The organism is Flavobacterium kayseriense (assembly GCF_014305095.1).
Classification (GTDB): domain Bacteria; phylum Bacteroidota; class Bacteroidia; order Flavobacteriales; family Flavobacteriaceae; genus Flavobacterium; species Flavobacterium kayseriense.
Window position 1 is genome coordinate 180,235 of record NZ_JACRUI010000005.1, and the last position, 20,196, is coordinate 200,430.

19 protein-coding genes and 3 tRNA genes are annotated in these 20,196 nt (G+C 33.4%); 17 read left to right on the top strand and 5 right to left on the bottom strand.

Translation table 11 applies throughout. From position 1 onward, the window contains the following. The first annotated feature begins 109 nt into the window (after window positions 1-109). The 8 genes from tsaD to H8R22_RS14085 all read left to right on the top strand — a co-directional run bounded on the left by tsaD (window position 110) and on the right by H8R22_RS14085 (window position 8,249). Window positions 110-1,132, top strand: a complete 1,023-nt coding sequence (tsaD, locus tag H8R22_RS14050; protein ID WP_187011027.1) for a tRNA (adenosine(37)-N6)-threonylcarbamoyltransferase complex transferase subunit TsaD — start codon at window positions 110-112, stop codon at window positions 1,130-1,132. Between the two features lie 3 nt (window positions 1,133-1,135). Next, the gene (locus H8R22_RS14055; RefSeq protein WP_187011028.1) at window positions 1,136-1,843 is read left to right on the top strand and encodes a 16S rRNA (uracil(1498)-N(3))-methyltransferase; all 708 of its coding nucleotides are present in this window, start codon (window positions 1,136-1,138) and stop codon (window positions 1,841-1,843) included. An 18-nt stretch (window positions 1,844-1,861) separates the two neighbouring features. Further along, window positions 1,862-2,503 carry a DUF4159 domain-containing protein gene (locus H8R22_RS14060; RefSeq protein ID WP_187011029.1) on the top strand — a complete coding sequence of 214 codons (642 nt, stop codon included), beginning with the start codon at window positions 1,862-1,864 and terminating at the stop codon, window positions 2,501-2,503. A 378-nt stretch (window positions 2,504-2,881) separates the two neighbouring features. Continuing rightward, a complete protein-coding gene (locus tag H8R22_RS14065) occupies window positions 2,882-3,844 on the top strand; it encodes a zinc metalloprotease (RefSeq protein WP_187011030.1) in 963 nt (320 codons plus the stop codon). A 528-nt stretch (window positions 3,845-4,372) separates the two neighbouring features. Further along, window positions 4,373-5,323: a zinc metalloprotease gene (locus H8R22_RS14070; protein WP_187011031.1), complete on the top strand. Its 951-nt coding sequence runs from the start codon at window positions 4,373-4,375 to the stop codon at window positions 5,321-5,323. A gap of 81 nt (window positions 5,324-5,404) precedes the next feature. After that, window positions 5,405-6,496, top strand: coding sequence for an AI-2E family transporter (locus H8R22_RS14075; protein WP_187011032.1), 1,092 nt, complete (start codon window positions 5,405-5,407; stop codon window positions 6,494-6,496). A gap of 2 nt (window positions 6,497-6,498) precedes the next feature. Then, a complete protein-coding gene (locus H8R22_RS14080) occupies window positions 6,499-7,677 on the top strand; it encodes a THUMP-like domain-containing protein (RefSeq protein WP_187011033.1) in 1,179 nt (392 codons plus the stop codon). Window positions 7,678-7,682: 5 nt separating this feature from the next. After that, complete coding sequence (locus H8R22_RS14085; protein ID WP_187011034.1) at window positions 7,683-8,249, top strand: hypothetical protein; 567 nt, start codon at window positions 7,683-7,685, stop codon at window positions 8,247-8,249. Between the two features lie 4 nt (window positions 8,250-8,253). Here the strand turns inward: H8R22_RS14085 and H8R22_RS14090 are convergent, their stop codons facing one another. Next, entirely contained in the window at window positions 8,254-8,904 is a 651-nt protein-coding gene (locus tag H8R22_RS14090; RefSeq protein WP_187011035.1) for a M15 family metallopeptidase, read from the bottom strand. Between the two features lie 143 nt (window positions 8,905-9,047). After that, entirely contained in the window at window positions 9,048-9,905 is an 858-nt protein-coding gene (locus tag H8R22_RS14095; RefSeq protein ID WP_187011036.1) for a hypothetical protein, read from the bottom strand. Window positions 9,906-10,227: 322 nt separating this feature from the next. Between H8R22_RS14095 and H8R22_RS14100 the strand changes: the two genes are divergently transcribed. The 5 genes from H8R22_RS14100 to H8R22_RS14120 all read left to right on the top strand — a co-directional run bounded on the left by H8R22_RS14100 (window position 10,228) and on the right by H8R22_RS14120 (window position 14,623). Beyond that, window positions 10,228-10,434 (top strand): hypothetical protein, encoded by a 207-nt coding sequence (locus H8R22_RS14100; protein ID WP_187011037.1) that lies wholly within the window; start codon window positions 10,228-10,230, stop codon window positions 10,432-10,434. Between the two features lie 52 nt (window positions 10,435-10,486). Further along, window positions 10,487-12,205 (top strand): tetratricopeptide repeat-containing sensor histidine kinase, encoded by a 1,719-nt coding sequence (locus H8R22_RS14105; protein ID WP_187011038.1) that lies wholly within the window; start codon window positions 10,487-10,489, stop codon window positions 12,203-12,205. Between the two features lie 6 nt (window positions 12,206-12,211). Then, window positions 12,212-12,880 (top strand): response regulator transcription factor, encoded by a 669-nt coding sequence (locus H8R22_RS14110; protein ID WP_187011039.1) that lies wholly within the window; start codon window positions 12,212-12,214, stop codon window positions 12,878-12,880. A 441-nt stretch (window positions 12,881-13,321) separates the two neighbouring features. Further along, window positions 13,322-13,687 carry a DUF6567 family protein gene (locus tag H8R22_RS14115; RefSeq protein ID WP_187011040.1) on the top strand — a complete coding sequence of 122 codons (366 nt, stop codon included), beginning with the start codon at window positions 13,322-13,324 and terminating at the stop codon, window positions 13,685-13,687. A 138-nt stretch (window positions 13,688-13,825) separates the two neighbouring features. Further along, on the top strand, window positions 13,826-14,623 hold the full coding sequence (locus H8R22_RS14120) for an endonuclease/exonuclease/phosphatase family protein (RefSeq protein ID WP_187011041.1): 798 nt from the start codon (window positions 13,826-13,828) through the stop codon (window positions 14,621-14,623). A 315-nt stretch (window positions 14,624-14,938) separates the two neighbouring features. Here the strand turns inward: H8R22_RS14120 and H8R22_RS14125 are convergent. The 3 genes from H8R22_RS14125 to H8R22_RS14135 all read right to left on the bottom strand — a co-directional run bounded on the left by H8R22_RS14125 (window position 14,939) and on the right by H8R22_RS14135 (window position 15,258). Beyond that, window positions 14,939-15,012, bottom strand: a tRNA-Arg gene (locus H8R22_RS14125). A 38-nt stretch (window positions 15,013-15,050) separates the two neighbouring features. Then, window positions 15,051-15,125: transfer RNA gene (locus tag H8R22_RS14130), tRNA-Pro, on the bottom strand. A 49-nt stretch (window positions 15,126-15,174) separates the two neighbouring features. Further along, a tRNA-Ser gene (locus tag H8R22_RS14135) sits at window positions 15,175-15,258 on the bottom strand. Window positions 15,259-15,497: 239 nt separating this feature from the next. Here H8R22_RS14135 and H8R22_RS14140 point away from each other — a divergent pair. The 4 genes from H8R22_RS14140 to H8R22_RS14155 all read left to right on the top strand — a co-directional run bounded on the left by H8R22_RS14140 (window position 15,498) and on the right by H8R22_RS14155 (window position 19,822). Continuing rightward, the gene (locus H8R22_RS14140) at window positions 15,498-16,676 is read left to right on the top strand and encodes an acetyl-CoA C-acyltransferase (protein ID WP_187011042.1); all 1,179 of its coding nucleotides are present in this window, start codon (window positions 15,498-15,500) and stop codon (window positions 16,674-16,676) included. 19 nt (window positions 16,677-16,695) lie between these two features. Beyond that, the gene (locus tag H8R22_RS14145; RefSeq protein WP_187011043.1) at window positions 16,696-17,457 is read left to right on the top strand and encodes a C40 family peptidase; all 762 of its coding nucleotides are present in this window, start codon (window positions 16,696-16,698) and stop codon (window positions 17,455-17,457) included. Window positions 17,458-18,249: 792 nt separating this feature from the next. Then, on the top strand, window positions 18,250-18,588 hold the full coding sequence (locus tag H8R22_RS14150; protein WP_187011044.1) for a P-II family nitrogen regulator: 339 nt from the start codon (window positions 18,250-18,252) through the stop codon (window positions 18,586-18,588). A 31-nt stretch (window positions 18,589-18,619) separates the two neighbouring features. Continuing rightward, window positions 18,620-19,822 (top strand): ammonium transporter, encoded by a 1,203-nt coding sequence (locus tag H8R22_RS14155; protein ID WP_187011045.1) that lies wholly within the window; start codon window positions 18,620-18,622, stop codon window positions 19,820-19,822. The last annotated feature ends 374 nt before the right edge of the window (window positions 19,823-20,196 follow it).

Sequence of the window (20,196 nt, forward strand, 5' to 3'; positions counted from 1 at the left end):
CCCAGGAAAGAGCAGCACCTTTGATAAAAATTCTTTAATTTTGGCTGCGCCGTAAAAGTAAAAAAAATAAAATCGGTCTGTAAATATAATTCAAAATTTGTGCCTTTTTATGCAAAATTCCGACGTTTTTATTCTTGCTATCGAAAGTTCCTGTGACGACACAGCTGCTGCCGTTTTACATAACGATAAAGTGCTATCAAATGTTGTGGCAAATCAACTCATACATACGCAGTATGGTGGCGTAGTTCCAGAATTAGCTTCTCGAGCGCATCAGTTAAATATTGTTCCGGTGATCGATGCCGCTTTACAAAAAGCAGGAATTAAAAAAGAGCAACTAAGTGCTATAGCCTTTACACAAGGCCCTGGGTTAATGGGTTCCTTGTTAGTAGGTAGTTCGTTTGCTAAGTCAATGGCGATAGCGCTGGGAATCCCCTTAATTGCTGTTAATCATATGCACGCGCATATTTTAGCTCATTTTATTGATGAGGAAGGGTTTGAAAAGCCGCAATTTCCTTTTTTAGCATTGACTATTAGCGGTGGACACACACAAATTGTAAAAGTCAATCACTTTTTTGACATGACCATTATTGGCGAAACAACTGATGATGCTGTAGGTGAAGCTTTTGACAAAAGTGCTAAAATCCTTGGACTGCCTTATCCTGGAGGACCGTTAGTAGACAAGCATGCTCAACTGGGTAATCCTAAAGCCTTCGCTTTTACCAAACCAAAAGTAGCAGGACTAGATTTTAGTTTTTCAGGATTAAAAACTGCGATCTTGTACTTTATTCAAAAAAAGAAGATAGAGAATCCAAATTTTATTGATGAAAATATTGATGATATTTGCGCATCAATACAGCATACAATAATTGAAATCTTGATGGATAAGTTAAAACTAGCCGTCAAAGAAACAGGCATAACTCAAATCGCAATTGGAGGTGGTGTTTCTGCCAACTCCGGAATTAGAAAAACATTAAAAGAAGCAGAACAAAAATACCAGTGGAAAACATTTGTTCCCAAATTTGAATATACCACAGATAATGCTGCAATGATTGGAATTGTAGGTTATCAAAAGTTTTTATCCCAAAATTTTGAAACAGCTGCGGTTGTTTCTAAAGCAAGAATACAATTTTAAATTATGCAACTATTTTACAATCCTAATATTACAGAACAAACAGAATCTTTCTTTTTCGATAAGGAAGAAAGTAAACATATCATAAAAGTACTGCGAAAAAAAGACAGTGACATTCTATTCGTTACGAACGGCGATGGTTTATTATTTGAAACTGAAATTACATTGGCGTCAGATAATAAATGTACGGTGAAAATAATTTCAGTAGAGAAAAAAGCACCATCAAAATACCGTTTACATCTTGCTGTTGCTCCTACTAAAATGAATGACCGATACGAATGGTTCCTTGAAAAAGCAACCGAGATTGGTATTCACGAAATCACACCTATTATTTGTGATAGATCAGAAAGGAAAGTAATCAACAAAGATCGTTTTGATAAAATTGTATTATCTGCAATGAAACAGTCTAACGAATGTTACTTGCCAAAATTAAATGAAGCTATTTCACTCAAAGAATTTCTTCAACAGAAAACTGAAGGCATACATTTGATTGCACATTGCGAAGAGACGGACAAAAAATCTTTAAAATCAGTTATACAAAAAAATCAAAATACCACAATATTGATTGGTCCTGAAGGTGATTTTTCTGAAAAAGAAATTAAGATAGCACTAGACCATAGTTATATCCCAGTTACTTTGGGTAACACAAGGTTACGAACAGAGACTGCAGCAATAGTAGCTAGTCACAGCGTTGCATTTGTTAACGAAGACTAAACCGGAAAGCATTACATTATGAAATTAAAATATATTTTACTCTCTTTTTTGATCAGCTTATCATCATTCGCACAAGAAATTGCTTTAGTAAAGTATGGCGGCGGTGGGGATTGGTATGCTAACCCCACAGCTTTACCCAATTTAATTCAATTTTGTAACACAAACATAAACACGAAATTAAACCCAAAACCAGCAACTGTTGAGCCAAGCAGCCCCTCTTTGCTGTCCTATCCATTCATCCATATGACGGGACATGGTAATGTTGTTTTTAACGAATCAGATGTTAGTAATTTAAAAAACTACTTACAATCAGGCGGTTTTTTGCATATTGACGACAATTATGGAATGGACCAATATATTCGAAAAGAAATTAAAAAATTATTTCCTAAAAACGATCTAGTAGAAATCCCATCAAGTCATCCCATTTTTCAAAAACCTTATTATTTCTCTTCAGGATTACCTAAAATTCATGAGCACGAAGGAAAACGCCCTCAAGCTTTAGGCATATTTGTTGCAAATAGATTAGTGTTACTTTATACCTTTGAATGTGACTTGGGCGATGGTTGGGAAAGTCCTGAAGTACATAATGATCCGACGATAGTGCGAGAAAAAGCATTAAAAATGGGCGCTAACATAATTTATTATATTTTTAATAATTAATCCTTACCCTTCCTAAGTATTTATTTGTAGAAACAGCTTCTACTTTACATTAGTATTTGGGAAATAATAGTGAGACTTTATTAATTTTAAACGACAACCAATACCCTCTAGTACTTTTACTCATTTACCTAATATAAAGCACACTTTACAGCTTTACTATTTTAGATTACACACTGAAAGAAATTTTAGGGATGTATGAATATTCTTTAAAGACCTAATCATCTATTTTTCGAATCCTTTCCAATAGCCCGCATCTACAGCCATCTTAAACTTTTGTTAAAAATAATTTCACTATTTTTTTTGATTTTCTTCTAATTGTTATATTATTACGAAACTATTAACCCAAATTGTATTTTTATAACTAACCCCAAAGAAATTATGAAAAAGATTATTTTATCCGCATTTGCGCTAATGCTATTTTATTCTTGTCAGAATGATAGTAGTGATGCTACTGAAATAGCAACAGCAAGTACAGCAAAAACAGTAGCTAAAAGAGCATGTGCTTCCGATGAGGTGCTAAAAACACAGCTTGCTGAAGACCCAACTTTAGCAACAAGAATGAACCAAATAGAGAACTTCACTAAAAACGCTATGTTAACAGGTCGTATCGTGAATGGTAAAATTCAGATTCCAGTAATAGTTAATGTACTATATAGAACGGCCGCTGAAAATATTTCTGATGCACAGATACAATCTCAAATTGATATTTTAAACGAAGATTTTAATGCTCAAAATGCAGATTTCGCAAGTGTTCCAGAATTGTTTTCAGGCATAAAAGCTAACGTGGGAATTTCATTTGTCTTAGAAGGCATCAATAGGAAAGCCACAAATAAAACATCATGGGGAACTAGAGACGTGATGAAAAACTCTAAAAGAGGTGGACTTGACCCTACTTCTCCAACTACAAAGCTAAATTTGTGGGCTTGTACCATTGGAGGTGGAATTCTTGGATACGCACAATTTCCTGGCGGAAGCTCGTCTACAGATGGAGTTGTAATCGACTCTCAGTATTTTGGAGCATCAGGAACTGCAAATTTTCCGTACAACCTTGGGAGAACAGGAACTCACGAAGTAGGTCACTGGATGAATCTACGTCACATTTGGGGCGATGCTAATTGCGGAAGCGATTTAGTTACTGACACGCCAAGTCATAATGGAGCTAATTATGGTGTACCAGCATATCCTCATTACAGTACATGTACAGGAAACCCCGTAGAGATGACAATGAACTATATGGATTACACAGACGACAGAGGAATGTACATGTTCTCAGAAGGGCAAAAAAGTAGAATGGCTGCTATTTTCCTATCAGGTGGATCTAGAGCTAGTTTCCGTTTATAAAACCTATCTTCATAAAGAATCAAAACTCGCTAATAATAGCGAGTTTTTTTATGGCATCTTATCACATTACATATTTTTTAGATGCACTACTATTATTAGAAGCTACAAATTCATATCTAAATCTATCATCGTATCGATATTAAAAAGGTAAAGAAAAAAAATCCTCAACGGTAGTATAACAAAAATTAAAACCGCAAAATGTAAACAATATAATAAATATTGAATTCTCTACCCTCAATAGATTAGTAGATATAAAGTGAGCAATAGTCATCATACCGCCCAATAGCACTCGTTATTTTATACTAACAAGCACACAGAAACAATGACATTCTTACATTACAACCTGTAAGAATTTATCTAAAAATAAAAATAAATTAAAGATATAATATCACGCAGAGCGCGCAATAACTCACGTCTTAAAAAACTGTTAAAAAAATTTAAAAAAAATTTCTTGATTTAAAACTATTGTTATATAATTGTGCTTTTATTACAAAAAATACCAATTTATTAACAAACCCCAAATTAATTATGAAAAAAATTCTTTTAACTGCAATTGTAGCAATGGCTATTTTCTCATGTCAGAGTGACAACAGTGAGACCGCAGATGTATCAGCGACATTGGTTGCAAAAAGAGCATGTGCATCAGACGATGTACTTAAATCAAAAATGGCAGCTGACCCTACTTTAGCTATCAGAATGAATCAAATCGAAGATTTTACTCAGCAAGCTCTCTTAAGTGGCAGAATTGTAAATGGTAAGATCCAGATTCCAGTAATCGTAAATGTGTTATACAGAACCACATCAGAAAATATTTCTACTGCGCAAATCCAATCTCAAATCGATATTTTGAATGAAGATTTTAATGCTCAAAATTCTGATTTTAATTCTGTACCAGCATTATTCTCAGGAGTAAAAGCAAACGTAGGCATCAGTTTTGTACTAGAGGCTATTTACAGAAAAGCAACTACAAAAACATCATGGGGAACATCCGATGCTATGAAGAGTACTGCCACTGGAGGAATAAATGCAACGTCACCAACATCTAAAATGAACTTATGGGTTTGTACAATTGGTGGTGGAATTTTAGGATATGCCCAATTTCCTGGAGGGGCATCATCAACTGATGGTGTGGCTATTGACTCAAAATACATTGGAGACACAGGAACTGCCGTTTATCCTTATAACTTAGGAAGAACAGCAACTCATGAAGTAGGTCACTGGATGAACCTACGTCACATTTGGGGAGATGCTAATTGCGGTAGTGATTTAGTAAGTGATACACCTACTCACAATACATCAAACTACGGCGTACCTGCATACCCGCATTACAGCACTTGCTCTGGTAATCAAGTAGAGATGACAATGAACTACATGGATTATACAGATGATAGAGGAATGTACATGTTTTCAAATGGACAAAAAAGCAGAATGGCAGCTATCTTCTTATCAGGTGGTTCAAGAGCTGGCTTCCGTTTATAAAAAAGAAACTCGTTTTATCAAATTAAAAACTCGCTAGTAAATAGCGAGTTTTTTTTATCTTTATCCTCTAAAAAATAATTAATGGTTACATCTAAGATTATATCAAACGGAATTTTACGAGCTTTACTTGTTATAACTTGTTGTGCATTAATACTATTATTTTTCTATAAAATTCAATCAGTATTAATTTACCTTGTAATTTCATTAATACTCACCCTTATAGGTAACCCTATTTTAGATTTTTTAAAAAAGCGCCTCAAATTCAACCATACAGCTGCAACGGTAACAACATTATTACTTTTTGTATTTATTATTTTTGGTTTCATTATGATGTTTGTACCGCTCATTCTTTCACAAGGTGAAAATTTATCACTATTGAATACCAAATCAATAGAAAAAGATATAACTCAATTAACTGATCAGATTACTCTATTTTTAGATGGACATCAGTTGGACTCAGCTCAAATTTTAAAGGAGGCAGATATTACGTCTAAAATAAATTTTAATTTCATCCCCAACTTTTTAAACACAATACTTAATACGGTTAGTATTTTAGGTGTGGCATTAGGATCCATTCTTTTTATCACTTTCTTTTTTTTGAAAGATAGATTAATGTTTGTCGTGGGTTTCAAAAAATTAATTCCTGACAGTCATGAAGACCAAATATTGAATTCATTAGATAAAATAAATCATTTATTGTCTCGTTATTTCATCGGCCTACTGCTGCAGTTATTCATCGTTTTTATATTATATCTAATTGTTTTACTGATTTTTGGCGTAGAGAATGCACTTGTTATTGGCTTTTTGTGCGCCGTGCTTAACATCATACCCTATATTGGCCCTTTGATTGCCTCAGTATTAGCAGCAGTATTAACAATGCTTAGCAATTTAGGTAGTGATTTTCAATCGGAGATTTTACCAACTACTATTTATGTTCTAATTGGCTTTTGGTTAGTTCAAATCATCGATAACAATTTTTCACAACCCATTATATTTTCAAAAAGTGTTAGCTCACATCCCTTAGAAATTTTCCTAATAATATTAATAGCAGGATTCCTTTTTGGAATACTTGGAATGGTTGTAGCAGTTCCACTTTATACCATTATAAAGGTGGTGGCAAAAGAATTTTTTCCAGAAAATCAGCTTATAAAACTACTTACTAAAGATATTTAATTTTGGATTTAAAACTTTTAAATGTCGCAGTACAGGACTACATAAATGCTAATATTGGTATTTCAATTTCAACTTTAGCACTCAAAAAAAATCCTTTTCCTGATGTAGAATGGGTCTCAGTCCTACAACAAGTAGAAGCGAAAACGAGGGCCAAAGAAAAGCTACCTACGTGGTTTAATACTAAAGACATTCTATATCCTTCAAAAATTTCAGTAGAACAAACCTCCTCAGAACGCACCGCTAACTACAAATCCACTTTAGTTTCTGGTAATTCTTTAATTGACTTAACGGGTGGTTTTGGAGTAGACGATTATTATTTTGCAAAAAAAGTAGAGCATGTTGCACACTGTGAAATTAATCAAGCATTGTCAGCTATTGTAAAACATAATTTTGATCAATTAAAAACTCAAAACATTAGTTGCTACCTTGGGGATAGCTCAGAGACTTTGGTGCGCTTACATCAAAAATGGGATTGGATTTACATCGATCCTTCTCGAAGAAGCGATGCTAAAGGAAAAGTTTTTTTGCTAAAGGATTGTTTACCCAATGTACCAGTAAATCTTGAAAATTACTTCAAGTATGCAAATTCCATTTTAATAAAAACAGCACCCTTATTAGACCTCAAAGCGGGCTTATCTGAACTTCAAAATGTACAAACCATACATGTTATAGCTTTAGAGAATGAAGTAAAGGAGCTACTATGGGAGTTGCACAAAGGATATATGGGAAATACAAACATTAAAACAGTTAATCTGGTAAAGGAGGAAACGGAAAAATTTGAATTTGTTTTAAATGAAAATAAAGAAGTAGCATCTTACAGTCTTCCGCAAAGTTATTTGTATGAACCCAATAGTGCGATTATGAAATCTGGAGGCTTTGACGAAGTTAGCACCGTTTATAAAATTAATAAACTTCACAAGCATTCTCATTTGTACACAACGGATGTACTGATTAATTTTCCTGGTCGAAAATTTAAAATTAATCAAGTTTTTAATTACAATAAAACGGAAATGAAAAGTTTTCTAAGCGGAAAACAAGCTAATATTACAACACGAAATTTTCCTGATACCGTAGAAAGTATTCGGAAAAAATGGAAAATAAAAGATGGAGGAAACTCGTATTGTTTTTTTACAACTGATGAAAACAACAATAAAATAGTTTTAATTTGCACCAAAATATAAGTATCATGAAACAACTAATTACGCTTACTTTTTTTTTACTATCGATAGTAATGAATGCTCAGGTACCATGTGACTACAGCACCAATGTAAAGGACTCTCTAGGCATCTACAAGGAAACGAAAGCATACCTCATGAGCGAAAAGAATTTTGGTGACAATTCGAGCTATATTTTTAACACTTTAACTTATGATGATGGTTTAATGATCCTGAATGTTCAACTAATCCAAAAAAGTAATGTTTTTATAAAGGCTAATTGTTTCGATAAAAACTCAAAGCTATATCTGCAATTAGACAATGGAAAAATAATTACCTTATTGCATACCGATCAAGAAAATTGCGGCACCTTACTTCGAGATAACAAAGACTTTGACAATAGGTTGACTGTTGGTACCTTTTTATTTTTAAAAGGAACTATCGAAGACTTAAAAAGTTCTCCTGTATCTCTTATGAGGATTAAGTTTGCAACAGGAATGGAAGATTTTGTAATAAAAAAAGAAATAAAATCAGAGATGGATGGCTCAATTTTTTATCCTGAAAAATATTTTATGAACTATTTAAAATGTGTTGAATAATTTATTAATTACAATCCCATTTTTTGTTAGAAACATTGTCTTTCAATCCAGCCTTCAAATTATAATGCCACCATTCTGAATCAAAAGAATTGAATTCATTTGCAATCATTATTTTTTTTAGTAATCGCCTATTGTCTTTTACTTTTTGAGGTGATTTTGAATAGGTGTGACTGGCTTCAATTCCGAAAAAATCAAAATCGGTTCCCATATCCAGCTCTTTACCGCTTTTATCCACCAATGTAATATCAACTGCTCCACCCCTATTATGTATGGATCCTTTTGATGGATCGGCTACGTACTTTGGATTTGAAACGATTGCCCACATTTTCTTTTGGATATCTAACGGACGGTAACAATCAAATAATTTGATGCGTAATCCCTGTTTCAGGAATTCTTTATTTGCTTTTACTAATGCCTCTACTGTTTTTAATCTTAAAAAGCACTCGGCACAGTCATACACTTGCGCTTTTAAAAAATTATCTGATGTTGCGTATTTCATATCATAAACAAAATCCGTACTATAATCCTTCAAATTGACAAAAGTAGAATCGACACTACTTCTTCTTGCTGATTCGATACTAACTTCTTGAGATTTACAAGAGAAACTAGCTAAACAAAGGACAATGAGACCTATAAATTTTAAAAGAGTTTGCATATCTTGATTTTTTATAAAAATAATTTAAAATAAAACACATTAGTAAAAACTGAGATTAATTTGTGTCCAAACAGTAAAGACCTTCATTATTTTGCAATGAAATGTCTATTTTCTACAAAAGATTACTATTTCATCAATAAACTCTATTTTACATATTTGTCAATCATATACTTTGTGATCGGTTTTAGCGGTTTATTATTTTCAGGATTAAATCCAGGACAGTTATAAAACTCTAATTGGTCACCATTTTTACAATACCACACAATCGCTTTTTTATCTTTAAAAAAAGTTGTGGTATCGCTAACTTGTATCTTTTTAAACTGAAGCATATTTTTATTGAGAGTCATTTTAGTACTCACACCTAAAACACCAAAAGATTCATTTTCTTCACAGTCAACTATTTCATAATGATTCCCCTGCCACTGCATACAACTTTCCTTAGACAATATATAATAACCAATCCCACTAAACATCAAAGTCATTAAAACAGCTATTACAATATATTTATAAGTAACATTTACTTGATAGCTATTCTTTCTACTACTAAGCTTTGGTGAACTAACAATGGAATTATGAGCAACATTTGATTGCTTTTTTACTTCATCAAAATGTTTATCACTTATACTAAAAACTTCCATATTCGGTGCTTTACAAAACTTCGTAAAAGGTCTTAAATCGAATCCTACTAAAATAGCAGCCATGTTTAATGCTTCAATATCCGTCAGGACAGTCTCTCCTTTAAAAAAAGTTTCAATCGGTCGGAATTTATCTGTCACTCCCTTTAATTTATTACCAACGCTGGGATTAAAATCAAAACCACAAAAAATCTCAAAACTTTTTAAATCATCTTGGTTTGAAATGTCTTTAAATAATTCGAAACATAAATTTCTAAGTTTTGCTCGCGACGTTAATAGTAAATAACTACTATTTGTTCCTTCTTTTTCTAAATCATATTTGCTTTTTATAGCTCTTCTGTACTCATCTAAATTATTACTTACCATATACCACTTGGAATTTTAAGGAAATCATAGGAATTAAAGGAATCATCGGAATTCCATATAAAATTAGCATTACAAGCACCCTTCCTTTGTAACAGAAATTGTTATTGCTCTATTTCGCGATAAGAACAAATGTACAAAACAACTTCTAAAAAAGTGCTATGCTGTAAGCCTGTAAGATTATTTAGGAAGTATAATCTGATTGCTTTTCAACACTTCACTTCACTTCCCAAAATTAGTAATTAACATAACGGTTTCCACTTAAAACTATTCGATCTAAACTCTCGAACGGCCAAACCTATGACCCATTTTTAAAAAGATAAATATGAAAAAAATATTTTTTATAGCTGTAACTGCTATTATTAGTAGCTTATTACTGTCCTGTGAAGCACCTGCAATTGAGGAGTTAAATTCGCAAGCAACTACTCAAGTAGTTAAGAGAGAATCCCTAAATGTTAATGGTACGGATCCAGTTGCCGATGATGGACCTGGAGATAATGTCATTGTCATTTTGCCTCCAAAAAAACCGTAATGAAAGGCAATATATTATATTAAAACAGTATTTTCGGGGAAAGAAACTTAAAATGTTACGATCCCCGATTTTTATTTTCCTAGTCTACCTTTGTCTTGCTTCTTGCAAGCAAAAAAGCTCTAATTCTTCAATACTAGAAAAGCAAGAAGAAACCCAAGAACAGCTAATAGCTACTAAATATTCTGAAAAAGCAGATACTTTTTATTACACTAAAAAATTTGATAGTGCCTTATTTTATTATTCAAAATCTAAAGAAATTTTTGAATCAGAAAAAGACTCCTTGTATAGCGCTTACAACTTGATTCAGATTGCAAGAATACAGCAAACTTTTGGAGATTACAACAGCAGTGAGGAGACTTTAACAGAAGCATTACCCTTCATACAAAAAGACCCTACATACCTTTTAGCTACTAATAACTTGTTAGGAATCGCAGCAAAAGAACTTAATAATTATACCGATGCCATCAACTATTATAAAGAGGTAGTTAAACAAACTTCTAATACAGTTTTAAAAACGGCCCCACTAAACAACATAGCTGCAGTTGCAATTGAACAAAAGCAATATGTAAAAGCTATAGAGCTTCTGGAACCTATCTATAAACTTAATATTCTAGATACCTTACCGACCCAGAGAGCAGGAATCATTGACAATCTAGGATTTGCTTATTTCAAGAACAACCAATCCAAAAAAGGACTGACTTACATGAATAATGCCTTATCCATAAGATTGAATAACGGCGATACTTATGGCAGCATAGAAAGTTACTTACACCTTGCCGACTTTTACAAAAACAAAAATAATACACAAGCCACCAAGTATGCTGAAGAAGCTTATGAAACAGCTACAATGCATCAAAGTGTGGATGATCGATTAGAAGCACTTCAGTACTTGATGTCTAATAATAGTGCATTAGGAACCAACTACTATGCCTCTGAATTTATCAGATTAAATGATAGTATCAAGAGAATAAGAAACAACGCTAAAAATCAATTTGCCAAAATTAAATATGATTCGAGAAAAGCCACTTTAGAAAATGTACAAATAAAGGCACAAAGAGCAGAAACGCTGCTATTATTAGAAACTGAAAAAATCCAGAAATACCTACTTTATTTTATATTATCTATTGTACTAGTATCAATAATCGCGCTTATTAACTACTTCAAAAACAAAAACATAAGGGAACGTATACAAGCAGCCTACAGCACAGAAACTAGAATTTCTAAAAAATTACATGACGAGTTAGCAAATGATGTGTTTTATACCATGACTTTTGCAGAAACACAAGATTTACAAAATCCAGAAAAAAAAGAAACATTACTAAATAACCTAGACCTAATTTATGCTAGAACCCGAAACCTATCTAAAGAAAATAGTCCGATTGAAGTAGGCGAAAATTACGAGTACCTATTAAAACAAATGCTTACAAATTATAAAAGTAAAAACACAGAAATTATTATCAAAAACGGGAAACCTATTAATTGGTCTGCCCTAACTTCCGAAAAAAAGATTGCTATCCAACGCGTTTTACAAGAATTTATGGTAAATATGAAAAAATATAGCCAAGCTAGCTTTGTTGTTATTGGTTTTGATTTAGTCCAAAATACCATAAAAATAAGCTACTCCGACAATGGAATTGGTTTTGCTGAAAAATTAATTTTAAAAAATGGACTACAAAATGTGGAAAACCGTATTCACGCCGTTAACGGAATAGTTACTTTTGAATCCGAACCTAATAAAGGTTTTCGAGCGACAATTTCATTACCAAAATAATAGAACATGTTTACAAAAGTCCTAATAGCTGATGACATCGATTTTAATGATTTAGGAGCAGCACAAATTCTTAATGAGTTAGATGTTGAGGAGGTACAATATGCAAAATATTGCGATGAAGCTTTACTAAAAATTAAAAAAGCTGCACTGGACAATCAACCTTATCAATTACTGATTTCAGACCTTTCCTTCAAAGCAGATCACAATAAAAACCAGCTCAACTCTGGAGAAGAATTAATACAAGCCGTTAGAGCAATCTATCCTGATATTAAAATTATCGTTTTTTCGATCGAAGATCGCTTCCATCGTATTAAACTCCTGTTTGAAGAATTACAAGTAAATGGCTATGTCTTAAAAGGCCGAAATACAATGTATGACTTAAAAATCGCGATTCAAAAAGCCTTTAATAACCAATCAGAAAATATTTCTGCTGAGTTGCAGCATCTATTTCAAGACAAAACAACGAGCGAAATCAATAACTATGATGTACTACTTATCAAGAATTTATCCATAGGGATCTCACAAGAAAGTATGGAAACCGTATTTAAAGAAGCTGGCATTACCCCTAATAGTAAAAGTTCCATCGAAAAACACATCAATAAACTCAAAATATACTTTAAAGCAAATAATACAGTCCATTTAGTGTCCATTGCAAAAGATCTTGGAATAATTTAAAACCAAACCTAAACTTCAAACCTAAAAAAGCTCCTAATTCAAGGAGCTTTTTTTATTATAATTTAATGAATTGGTAATCTACATTTTTTGGCGCATCCTTGTTGCACAGCGATACATTAAATTACGCTAATAGTACAAGCGACAATGTCGAGCTGTCCGCTATATCTTTTTATTTAGCTCTACTCCTACCGATATCTAGCTAAATAAAAAGGATGTCACTTCCATCTCTTGCGCAAATACATTACCCCTAAAACACGTACAATTGCATTAAAACAAAACTTAGATCATTATTATCTAATTATTTTTATCGATTATGGTTTCTCGTAAGGCAATCGTTTTTTATGGCAGTAAGTTTGAAAATAATTGAACACTAACAATATATAGGGCGAGTAACTAAAAATCCATAAGAGTAAGACAAAATTAATTTACAAACATAATAGCATGAAAAAAATTTTATTTTTCGTTTCACTTTCATTAGTGCTAACCTTGGGAAGTTGTGGCGGAAGAGCATCAGTAATGGGAAACTCTAACATGAGTCAAACTAATGTAGAGTTATCTAAAAAGAATTTTAATATACTTGGAAAGGTTTCAGGTGTATCATCAAATACTTATATTCTAGGTATAGGAGGTTCAGCTAACCGTGCGTTATTGGAAAAAGCCAAGAACGAAAGGATGAAAACTGCAAACTTAAGCGGTTCAAAAGCAATAGTTAATGTAACTTATGACAAGCATTTTAACGGCTTCTTCCCATTCTACTCTAAAGTTACAATTACGGCATCTGCCAACATTGCTGAATTTACAGAATAATCATATTGCTTCGTGTGGTCGTTAAAATCCACACGAAGTAACTTTAAAATTACTTATCATTTTAGATAATTTTTTGTTATAGCTGATACAAACAACTAACTTTGAAAACGCTGTAAATTAAAAACTATGATTGATACAATGAAAAAGCTACTTTTTCTTCTCTTTTTCACTATTTCATCCTTTGCCCAACCCAACCTACTATCCTGGAACATAGAAAACTTAGGAAAATCAAAGTCTAATAACGAAATCGCTTTTATGGCGAATACCATTAAAGAGTTTGACATAATTGCTATTCAAGAAGTAGTAGCTGGTTATGGCGGTGCACAAGCAGTAGCAAGACTTGCTGATGAGCTAAATAGAAAAGGTAGTAGTTGGGATTATGTGATCAGTGACCCTACTTCTAGTTCAGCTTACAAAACGGAACGTTATGCTTTTATTTGGAAAAAAAGCAAAATCAAGAAAATAGGTCGTGCTTGGCTTGAGAAGAAGTACAACTTAGAGATTGATCGAGAACCATACTATTGCACATTCGAATATAACAATAAGCAGTTTACGCTGGTTAACTATCATGCGATAACCAAAAATAGACAACCTGAAACGGAAATAAAGTACTTTAAGTTTTTGCCACTAGAATACCCCACACTGAATTTAATTTTCGTAGGTGATTTTAATTGCTCCCAATCCCATTCCGTATTCAATCCATTAAAAAAAATGCGCTTTCAACCTGTATTCATAAATCAAAAAACTTCCTTAAAGAAAGAATGCAATTTAGCTGATTGCTTGGCCTCTGAATTTGATAACATATATTATAATACTACAAAAATAACCGTTAAAAAATTTGGAGTACTTTCATTTTACAAAGAATTCAACTCCTTAAAACAGGCACGTACCATTTCTGATCACATTCCAATTTGGATTAGTTTCGATATAAAATAAAACATGGTAGAGTTTACTTTGATTGACACTATACGAGGATTTAATGCAACATAATTATAGATATTTATAAAAAGTCTTATGAAAAAAAACTCAAAAGACTAGTTTCTGTAAAGCCCAAAGGATTCGAATCTTCGACCGTCCCAATTAAAGATCGGGATGCACTATTCAATTATGATTATAAACAAAAAAACACTCAAATGAGTGGTTTTTGTGAAGGCAGAAGGATTCGAACCTTCGGCAGTCCCGATTAAAGATCGGGATGCACTATTCAATCATGATTATAAACAAAAAAACCACTCAAAAGAGTGGTTTTTGTGAAGGCAGAAGGATTCGAACCTTCGACCGCCTGCTTAGAAGGCAGGTGCTCTATCCAGCTGAGCTATGCCTCCATTTATCTTTTAAAACTTAAATGGCAAAAGTTTTATTGTCGGGGTGGCAGGATTCGAACCTGCGGCCTCCTGCTCCCAAAGCAGGCGCGATAACCGAGCTACGCTACACCCCGTAACAATTTTCAATATATAAATTTTAAAATGTAAAACTTTAAAATTATGCGGAGGGACAGGGACTCGAACCCTGGCACCGGTTACCCGATGACAGTTTAGCAAACTGCTCCATTACCACTCTGGCACCCCTCCAAGCTCAGAGAACGTGTCTCGTTTTGCGGTTGCAAATGTAGCACTTCATTGCCTTACTCACAACTATTTTACCTGTTTTTTTTACTAATTTTTCATATTAATTTAAAACAAGTTCACAATCAAACACATAGCAAGATGTAAAAATACACTTTTGTTACTAAAAAATATAAACCACGATTCAAAATCGAATTTTGTTTAAAAAAGATTAAATTTGCTTCACAAACTAACAATATAAAATCATGAACAAAAGAGTTGTCATCGTTTCTGCCGTTAGAACCCCCATTGGAAGTTTCATGGGAGGATTATCAACAATCACTGCACCTAGATTGGGCGCAATAGCGATTAAAGGGGCATTAGATAAAATTAATTTAGATCCAAATTTAGTAGACGAAGTCCTTATGGGTAACGTCGTTCAAGCAGGTACAGGACAAGCTCCTGCCAGACAAGCCGCTATATATGCTGGTTTACCAGACACAGTTGCTTGCACCACTATAAATAAAGTATGTGCTTCAGGAATGAAGGCTGTAATGATGGGAGCGCAATCAATTCAAGCGGGCGATGCTGAAATTGTAGTTGCTGGCGGAATGGAAAACATGAGTTTAATTCCACATTATGTGCACATGAGAAACGGAACCAAATTTGGCCCCACTACTATGGTAGACGGTTTACAAAAAGATGGTTTGGTCGACGCTTACGACAACAATGCAATGGGTGTTTGTGCTGACTTGTGCGCGACAGAATATGAATTCAGCAGAGAAGACCAAGATAACTATGCAATTCAGTCATACGAGCGATCAGCTAAAGCGTGGGAAGCTGGTAAATTTGATCAAGAAATTGTACCTGTTGCCGTACCCCAAAGAAAAGGAGATCCTATTATCATTTCTAAAGACGAGGAATTTACTAATGTAAAAATAGACCGTATCCCTACTTTGAATGCCGTTTTTTCTAAAGATGGGACCGTAACAGCTGCAAACGCTTCTACCATCAATGATGGTGCTGCTGCGCTAATATTGATGAGTGAGGAAAAAGCACAAGCATTAGGTTTAAAACCTTTAGCTTACATTAAAAGCTATGCTGATGCTGCGCAAGAACCTAAGTGGTTTACTACTAGCCCCTCAAAAGCGCTTCCTAAAGCATTAGACAAAGCGGGTATAACTTTGGCTGATGTTGATTTTTTCGAATTTAACGAAGCTTTTGCTGTAGTAGGTTTAGCAAACTCAAAAATTTTAGGACTTGATAATAACAAAGTTAATGTTAATGGAGGTGCAGTTTCATTAGGTCATCCACTTGGATGCTCTGGAGCTAGAATCATCGTAACATTGCTGAATGTATTAGAGCAAAACAATGCTAAAACAGGAGCTGCTGCAATTTGCAACGGTGGTGGTGGTGCATCGGCTATCGTTATTGAAAGAGTATAATAAAGTAAAATAATTATAGATGTTTGGAATTTGCAATCTGGCTATAATCCCACTTCGGTTTGAACCAAGTGATAAAAGCGAAATTGTTTCTCAAGTTTTATTTGGAGAGCATTTTGAAGTTTTAGAGCAAGCACAGCAATGGTCTCGTATTAAGTTACATTATGATTCCTATGAAGGTTGGGTTGACTCTAAACAATATCAAATACTCTCTGAAGCAAACTACAACCAATTATCTAGTGATGCTGTTATTTTAAGTGCAGATTTAATAGAATACATAACAGGAGATAACAATATGTTGCTCCCTATTCCATTAGGATCTTCCTTGTCATTTCTTAATCACAACGAAATCAATCGTTATAATTATGATTTTGAAGGAAACAAAACGAATGGAGTAAAAGATAAAAAACACATTATAAATACCGCTTATTTGTACTTGAACGCACCTTATTTATGGGGCGGGAAAACACCTTTTGGAATTGATTGTTCAGGCTTTACTCAAATGGTATACAAGTTGAATGGTTACAAACTGCTACGAGATGCTTCTCAGCAAGCAATGCAGGGGGAGCCATTAAGCTTTATCGAAGAAAGCGAGCCTGGTGATCTAGCGTTTTTTGACAACGAGGAAGGAAATATTATTCATGTAGGTATCATTATGGAAAACAATTACATTATTCACGCGAGTGGTAAAGTTAGAATCGACCGTCTCGACCACCTTGGAATCTATAATCCCGAAATTAACAAGCACACACATAAACTTCGAGTTATTAAAAAAATAATTTAAATACAAAACCTATCTAAATCAGATAGGTTTTTTTTTGTTATCGAAAGTTCCAAAACTCTTTCACAGCACAAGCAATGTTAGCAGGATAAAAATTAGTTATCACTACCTAAACATGGGTACTACTTCTGTGACCCTATTTAAGCATTAAAATCAAAATACTTACCAACACTACAATTTCCTTCAAGAAATAAAAGTCAGTATTAAAAATCAAGATCTACATTCAAGCCATTGTAAAGAGCAAATATGTTTTTTTTTAGAAAAACATACTAAAGGCACGATGTCCCTACTCCACTATAAAAACAATTATCCGCACCTACCCCGCATTATTTAGACCAAATTAGTCTATAAACGTTAAAAAAATAAAACACACCCCTTAAATAAAGGAGTGAAATAGAATTTATTTGCTTTTTTTAACCATAAGAACATTTTTTAGAGTTGAGAAAAATATAATTATTTAAAGAGATTTTATTAATTCTTTAGAATTAAGGATCGAAATTTTGTTATTAATAATTCTGCATCTAACTGACAAAAAAAAATCATTATCGTTCTAAATCTCAATTAAAAGTTGATAAATTCGCCTCACTGATTAATTAAATAATAATCACTATTTAACTAAAAACGCAAAATAATTATTACCAATTTATTGATTATTCAAACAATAATTAAATAAAATTATTCAAAATCGTATAATTATAAAATATTAAACATTAGTAATAATAAAAGATTCACACCCCTTAAAAAGAACAAGTAGCAACACGCTAAAACAATAACTAAAACTAAAACCATACAATCATGAAAAAAATCGAAGCTATCATTCGAAAATCAAAATTTGACGAAGTCAAAGAAGCTTTGCATAAGATCGAAGTTAATTTTTTCACCTACTGGGACGTTACTGGAGTAGGTAACGAAAAAGAAGGACATGTTTACAGAGGAATTACATACAGCACCTCTGATATCCAAAGAAGATATATCTCCATCGTAGTTTCGGATTCTTTTTTAGAAAAAACAGTAGATGCTATCATTGGTGCTGCAGCAACTGGTATGGTGGGAGATGGGAAAATTTTTGTTTCGGATATAATTGAAACGTACAGAATTAGAACGAAGGAAAAAGGTAATGACGCAGTAAACTAAACAAGAAAAACAAATTATAAAAAGATATATTATGGATACAAATGGAGTATTAGATTTAATGTGGGTATTAATCTGCGCTATATTAGTGTTTTTCATGCAAGCTGGTTTCACATTGGTAGAAACTGGATTTTCAAGATCAAAAAATGCTGGTAATATAATAATGAAAAATTTAATGGATTTTTGCATTGGTAGCATTGCCTTTTGGGCTCTCGGTTACTCTTTGATGTACGGAGATTCAATTAGTGGTTTTATCGGGACTCCAAGTTTGTTCTTTGACACTGCAGCCGATATGCACAGTTTATTTTTTCAAACTGTATTTGCTGCCACTGCAGCTACGATTGTTTCTGGGGCAATTGCCGAAAGAACTAAATTCACAACTTATTTATTTTTCTCTCTCTTAATGACTTTAGTTATCTACCCAATCTCTGGTAGTTGGGTATGGAATGCAGGTGGATGGTTAGCTCAATTAGGGTTTACTGATTTTGCTGGCTCTACAGTTGTACACTCTTTAGGAGGATGGGCCTCATTAGTGGCAGCAATAATGGTTGGACCACGAATTGGTAAATACAATCTTGATGGAACTACAAATGCAATTCAAGGTCACAGTTTGATGCTAGGAGCTTTAGGTGTATTCATTTTATGGATGGGATGGTTTGGGTTTAATCCAGGGTCACAATTAGCCATTTCAGGAGACAACGCACTAGCTGTGGCGAGCATCTTTATAACAACTAATTTAGCCGCAGCTTCTGGTGCTATAGCAGCTATGTTTTTAACATGGATGATATATAAAAAACCAGATATTTCAATGACTCTAAATGGAGTATTAGCAGGACTTGTTGGTGTAACTGCAGGTTGCGCTGCTGTAAGCCCAGCCGGTGCTTTTGCGATAGGAATCATCTGCGGTATTTCGGTTGTATTCTCGATAGAATTCATCGACAAAAAACTAAAAATTGACGATCCTGTCGGGGCGATATCAGTACACGGTGTGTGCGGTGCAATAGGAACATTGCTCGTTGGTGTTTTTGCAACTGATGGAGGATTGCTATATGGTGGAGGATTTGAAAAATTGGGCATTCAGGCTATTGGAGTTTTCTCAATTGCAGCATGGGCACTAGCTACATCATTTGCAGTACTGTTTATATTGAAAAAAACAATGGGACTAAGAGTAAGCAAGGAGGAGGAAATTGACGGACTTGATATTCACGAACATGGAACAAATTGTTACAATGACTAAGTATTATCTATGAAATTACACTTTTGCAGCCTCAAATCATTAAAATCAGTATCTAAACTAAACTGTTTTTAAGCAAAAAAGTAAATTGTTTAAGAAAATACTAATTAAATAGCCATGATAAAATTATTTTATCGTGGCTATTTTTTATTTTTTATCTGCTGCCCTACTTTTAAATCTGTCGAAAAAAAGGTAAGGAAATTTTCAATCTTTTTATACTGAAACTTCTTTAAGAGTAAACATAAATAGGATAAATAACCAACGTAACACAAATTATTTATTTTAGAACTTAGAACTCCTTACACAACTAAACTGTCTCTTCATTAAAAAAGACTAAAAAAAATTGAAATACATTCGCTTTTAGAATTTTGTATCGT

Bases quoted from the DNA above. Each gene is read 5' to 3' on its own strand.
- tsaD (WP_187011027.1), top strand. From the start codon at position 110: ATGCAAAATTCCGACGTTTTTATTCTTGCTATCGAAAGTTCCTGTGAC.
- H8R22_RS14055 (WP_187011028.1), top strand. From the start codon at position 1,136: ATGCAACTATTTTACAATCCTAATATTACAGAACAAACAGAATCTTTC.
- H8R22_RS14060 (WP_187011029.1), top strand. From the start codon at position 1,862: ATGAAATTAAAATATATTTTACTCTCTTTTTTGATCAGCTTATCATCA.
- H8R22_RS14065 (WP_187011030.1), top strand. From the start codon at position 2,882: ATGAAAAAGATTATTTTATCCGCATTTGCGCTAATGCTATTTTATTCT.
- H8R22_RS14070 (WP_187011031.1), top strand. From the start codon at position 4,373: ATGAAAAAAATTCTTTTAACTGCAATTGTAGCAATGGCTATTTTCTCA.
- H8R22_RS14075 (WP_187011032.1), top strand. From the start codon at position 5,405: ATGGTTACATCTAAGATTATATCAAACGGAATTTTACGAGCTTTACTT.
- H8R22_RS14085 (WP_187011034.1), top strand. From the start codon at position 7,683: ATGAAACAACTAATTACGCTTACTTTTTTTTTACTATCGATAGTAATG.
- H8R22_RS14090 (WP_187011035.1), bottom strand. From the start codon at position 8,904: ATGCAAACTCTTTTAAAATTTATAGGTCTCATTGTCCTTTGTTTAGCT.
- H8R22_RS14095 (WP_187011036.1), bottom strand. From the start codon at position 9,905: ATGGTAAGTAATAATTTAGATGAGTACAGAAGAGCTATAAAAAGCAAA.
- H8R22_RS14100 (WP_187011037.1), top strand. From the start codon at position 10,228: ATGAAAAAAATATTTTTTATAGCTGTAACTGCTATTATTAGTAGCTTA.
- H8R22_RS14105 (WP_187011038.1), top strand. From the start codon at position 10,487: ATGTTACGATCCCCGATTTTTATTTTCCTAGTCTACCTTTGTCTTGCT.
- H8R22_RS14110 (WP_187011039.1), top strand. From the start codon at position 12,212: ATGTTTACAAAAGTCCTAATAGCTGATGACATCGATTTTAATGATTTA.
- H8R22_RS14115 (WP_187011040.1), top strand. From the start codon at position 13,322: ATGAAAAAAATTTTATTTTTCGTTTCACTTTCATTAGTGCTAACCTTG.
- H8R22_RS14120 (WP_187011041.1), top strand. From the start codon at position 13,826: ATGAAAAAGCTACTTTTTCTTCTCTTTTTCACTATTTCATCCTTTGCC.
- H8R22_RS14140 (WP_187011042.1), top strand. From the start codon at position 15,498: ATGAACAAAAGAGTTGTCATCGTTTCTGCCGTTAGAACCCCCATTGGA.
- H8R22_RS14145 (WP_187011043.1), top strand. From the start codon at position 16,696: ATGTTTGGAATTTGCAATCTGGCTATAATCCCACTTCGGTTTGAACCA.
- H8R22_RS14150 (WP_187011044.1), top strand. From the start codon at position 18,250: ATGAAAAAAATCGAAGCTATCATTCGAAAATCAAAATTTGACGAAGTC.
- H8R22_RS14155 (WP_187011045.1), top strand. From the start codon at position 18,620: ATGGATACAAATGGAGTATTAGATTTAATGTGGGTATTAATCTGCGCT.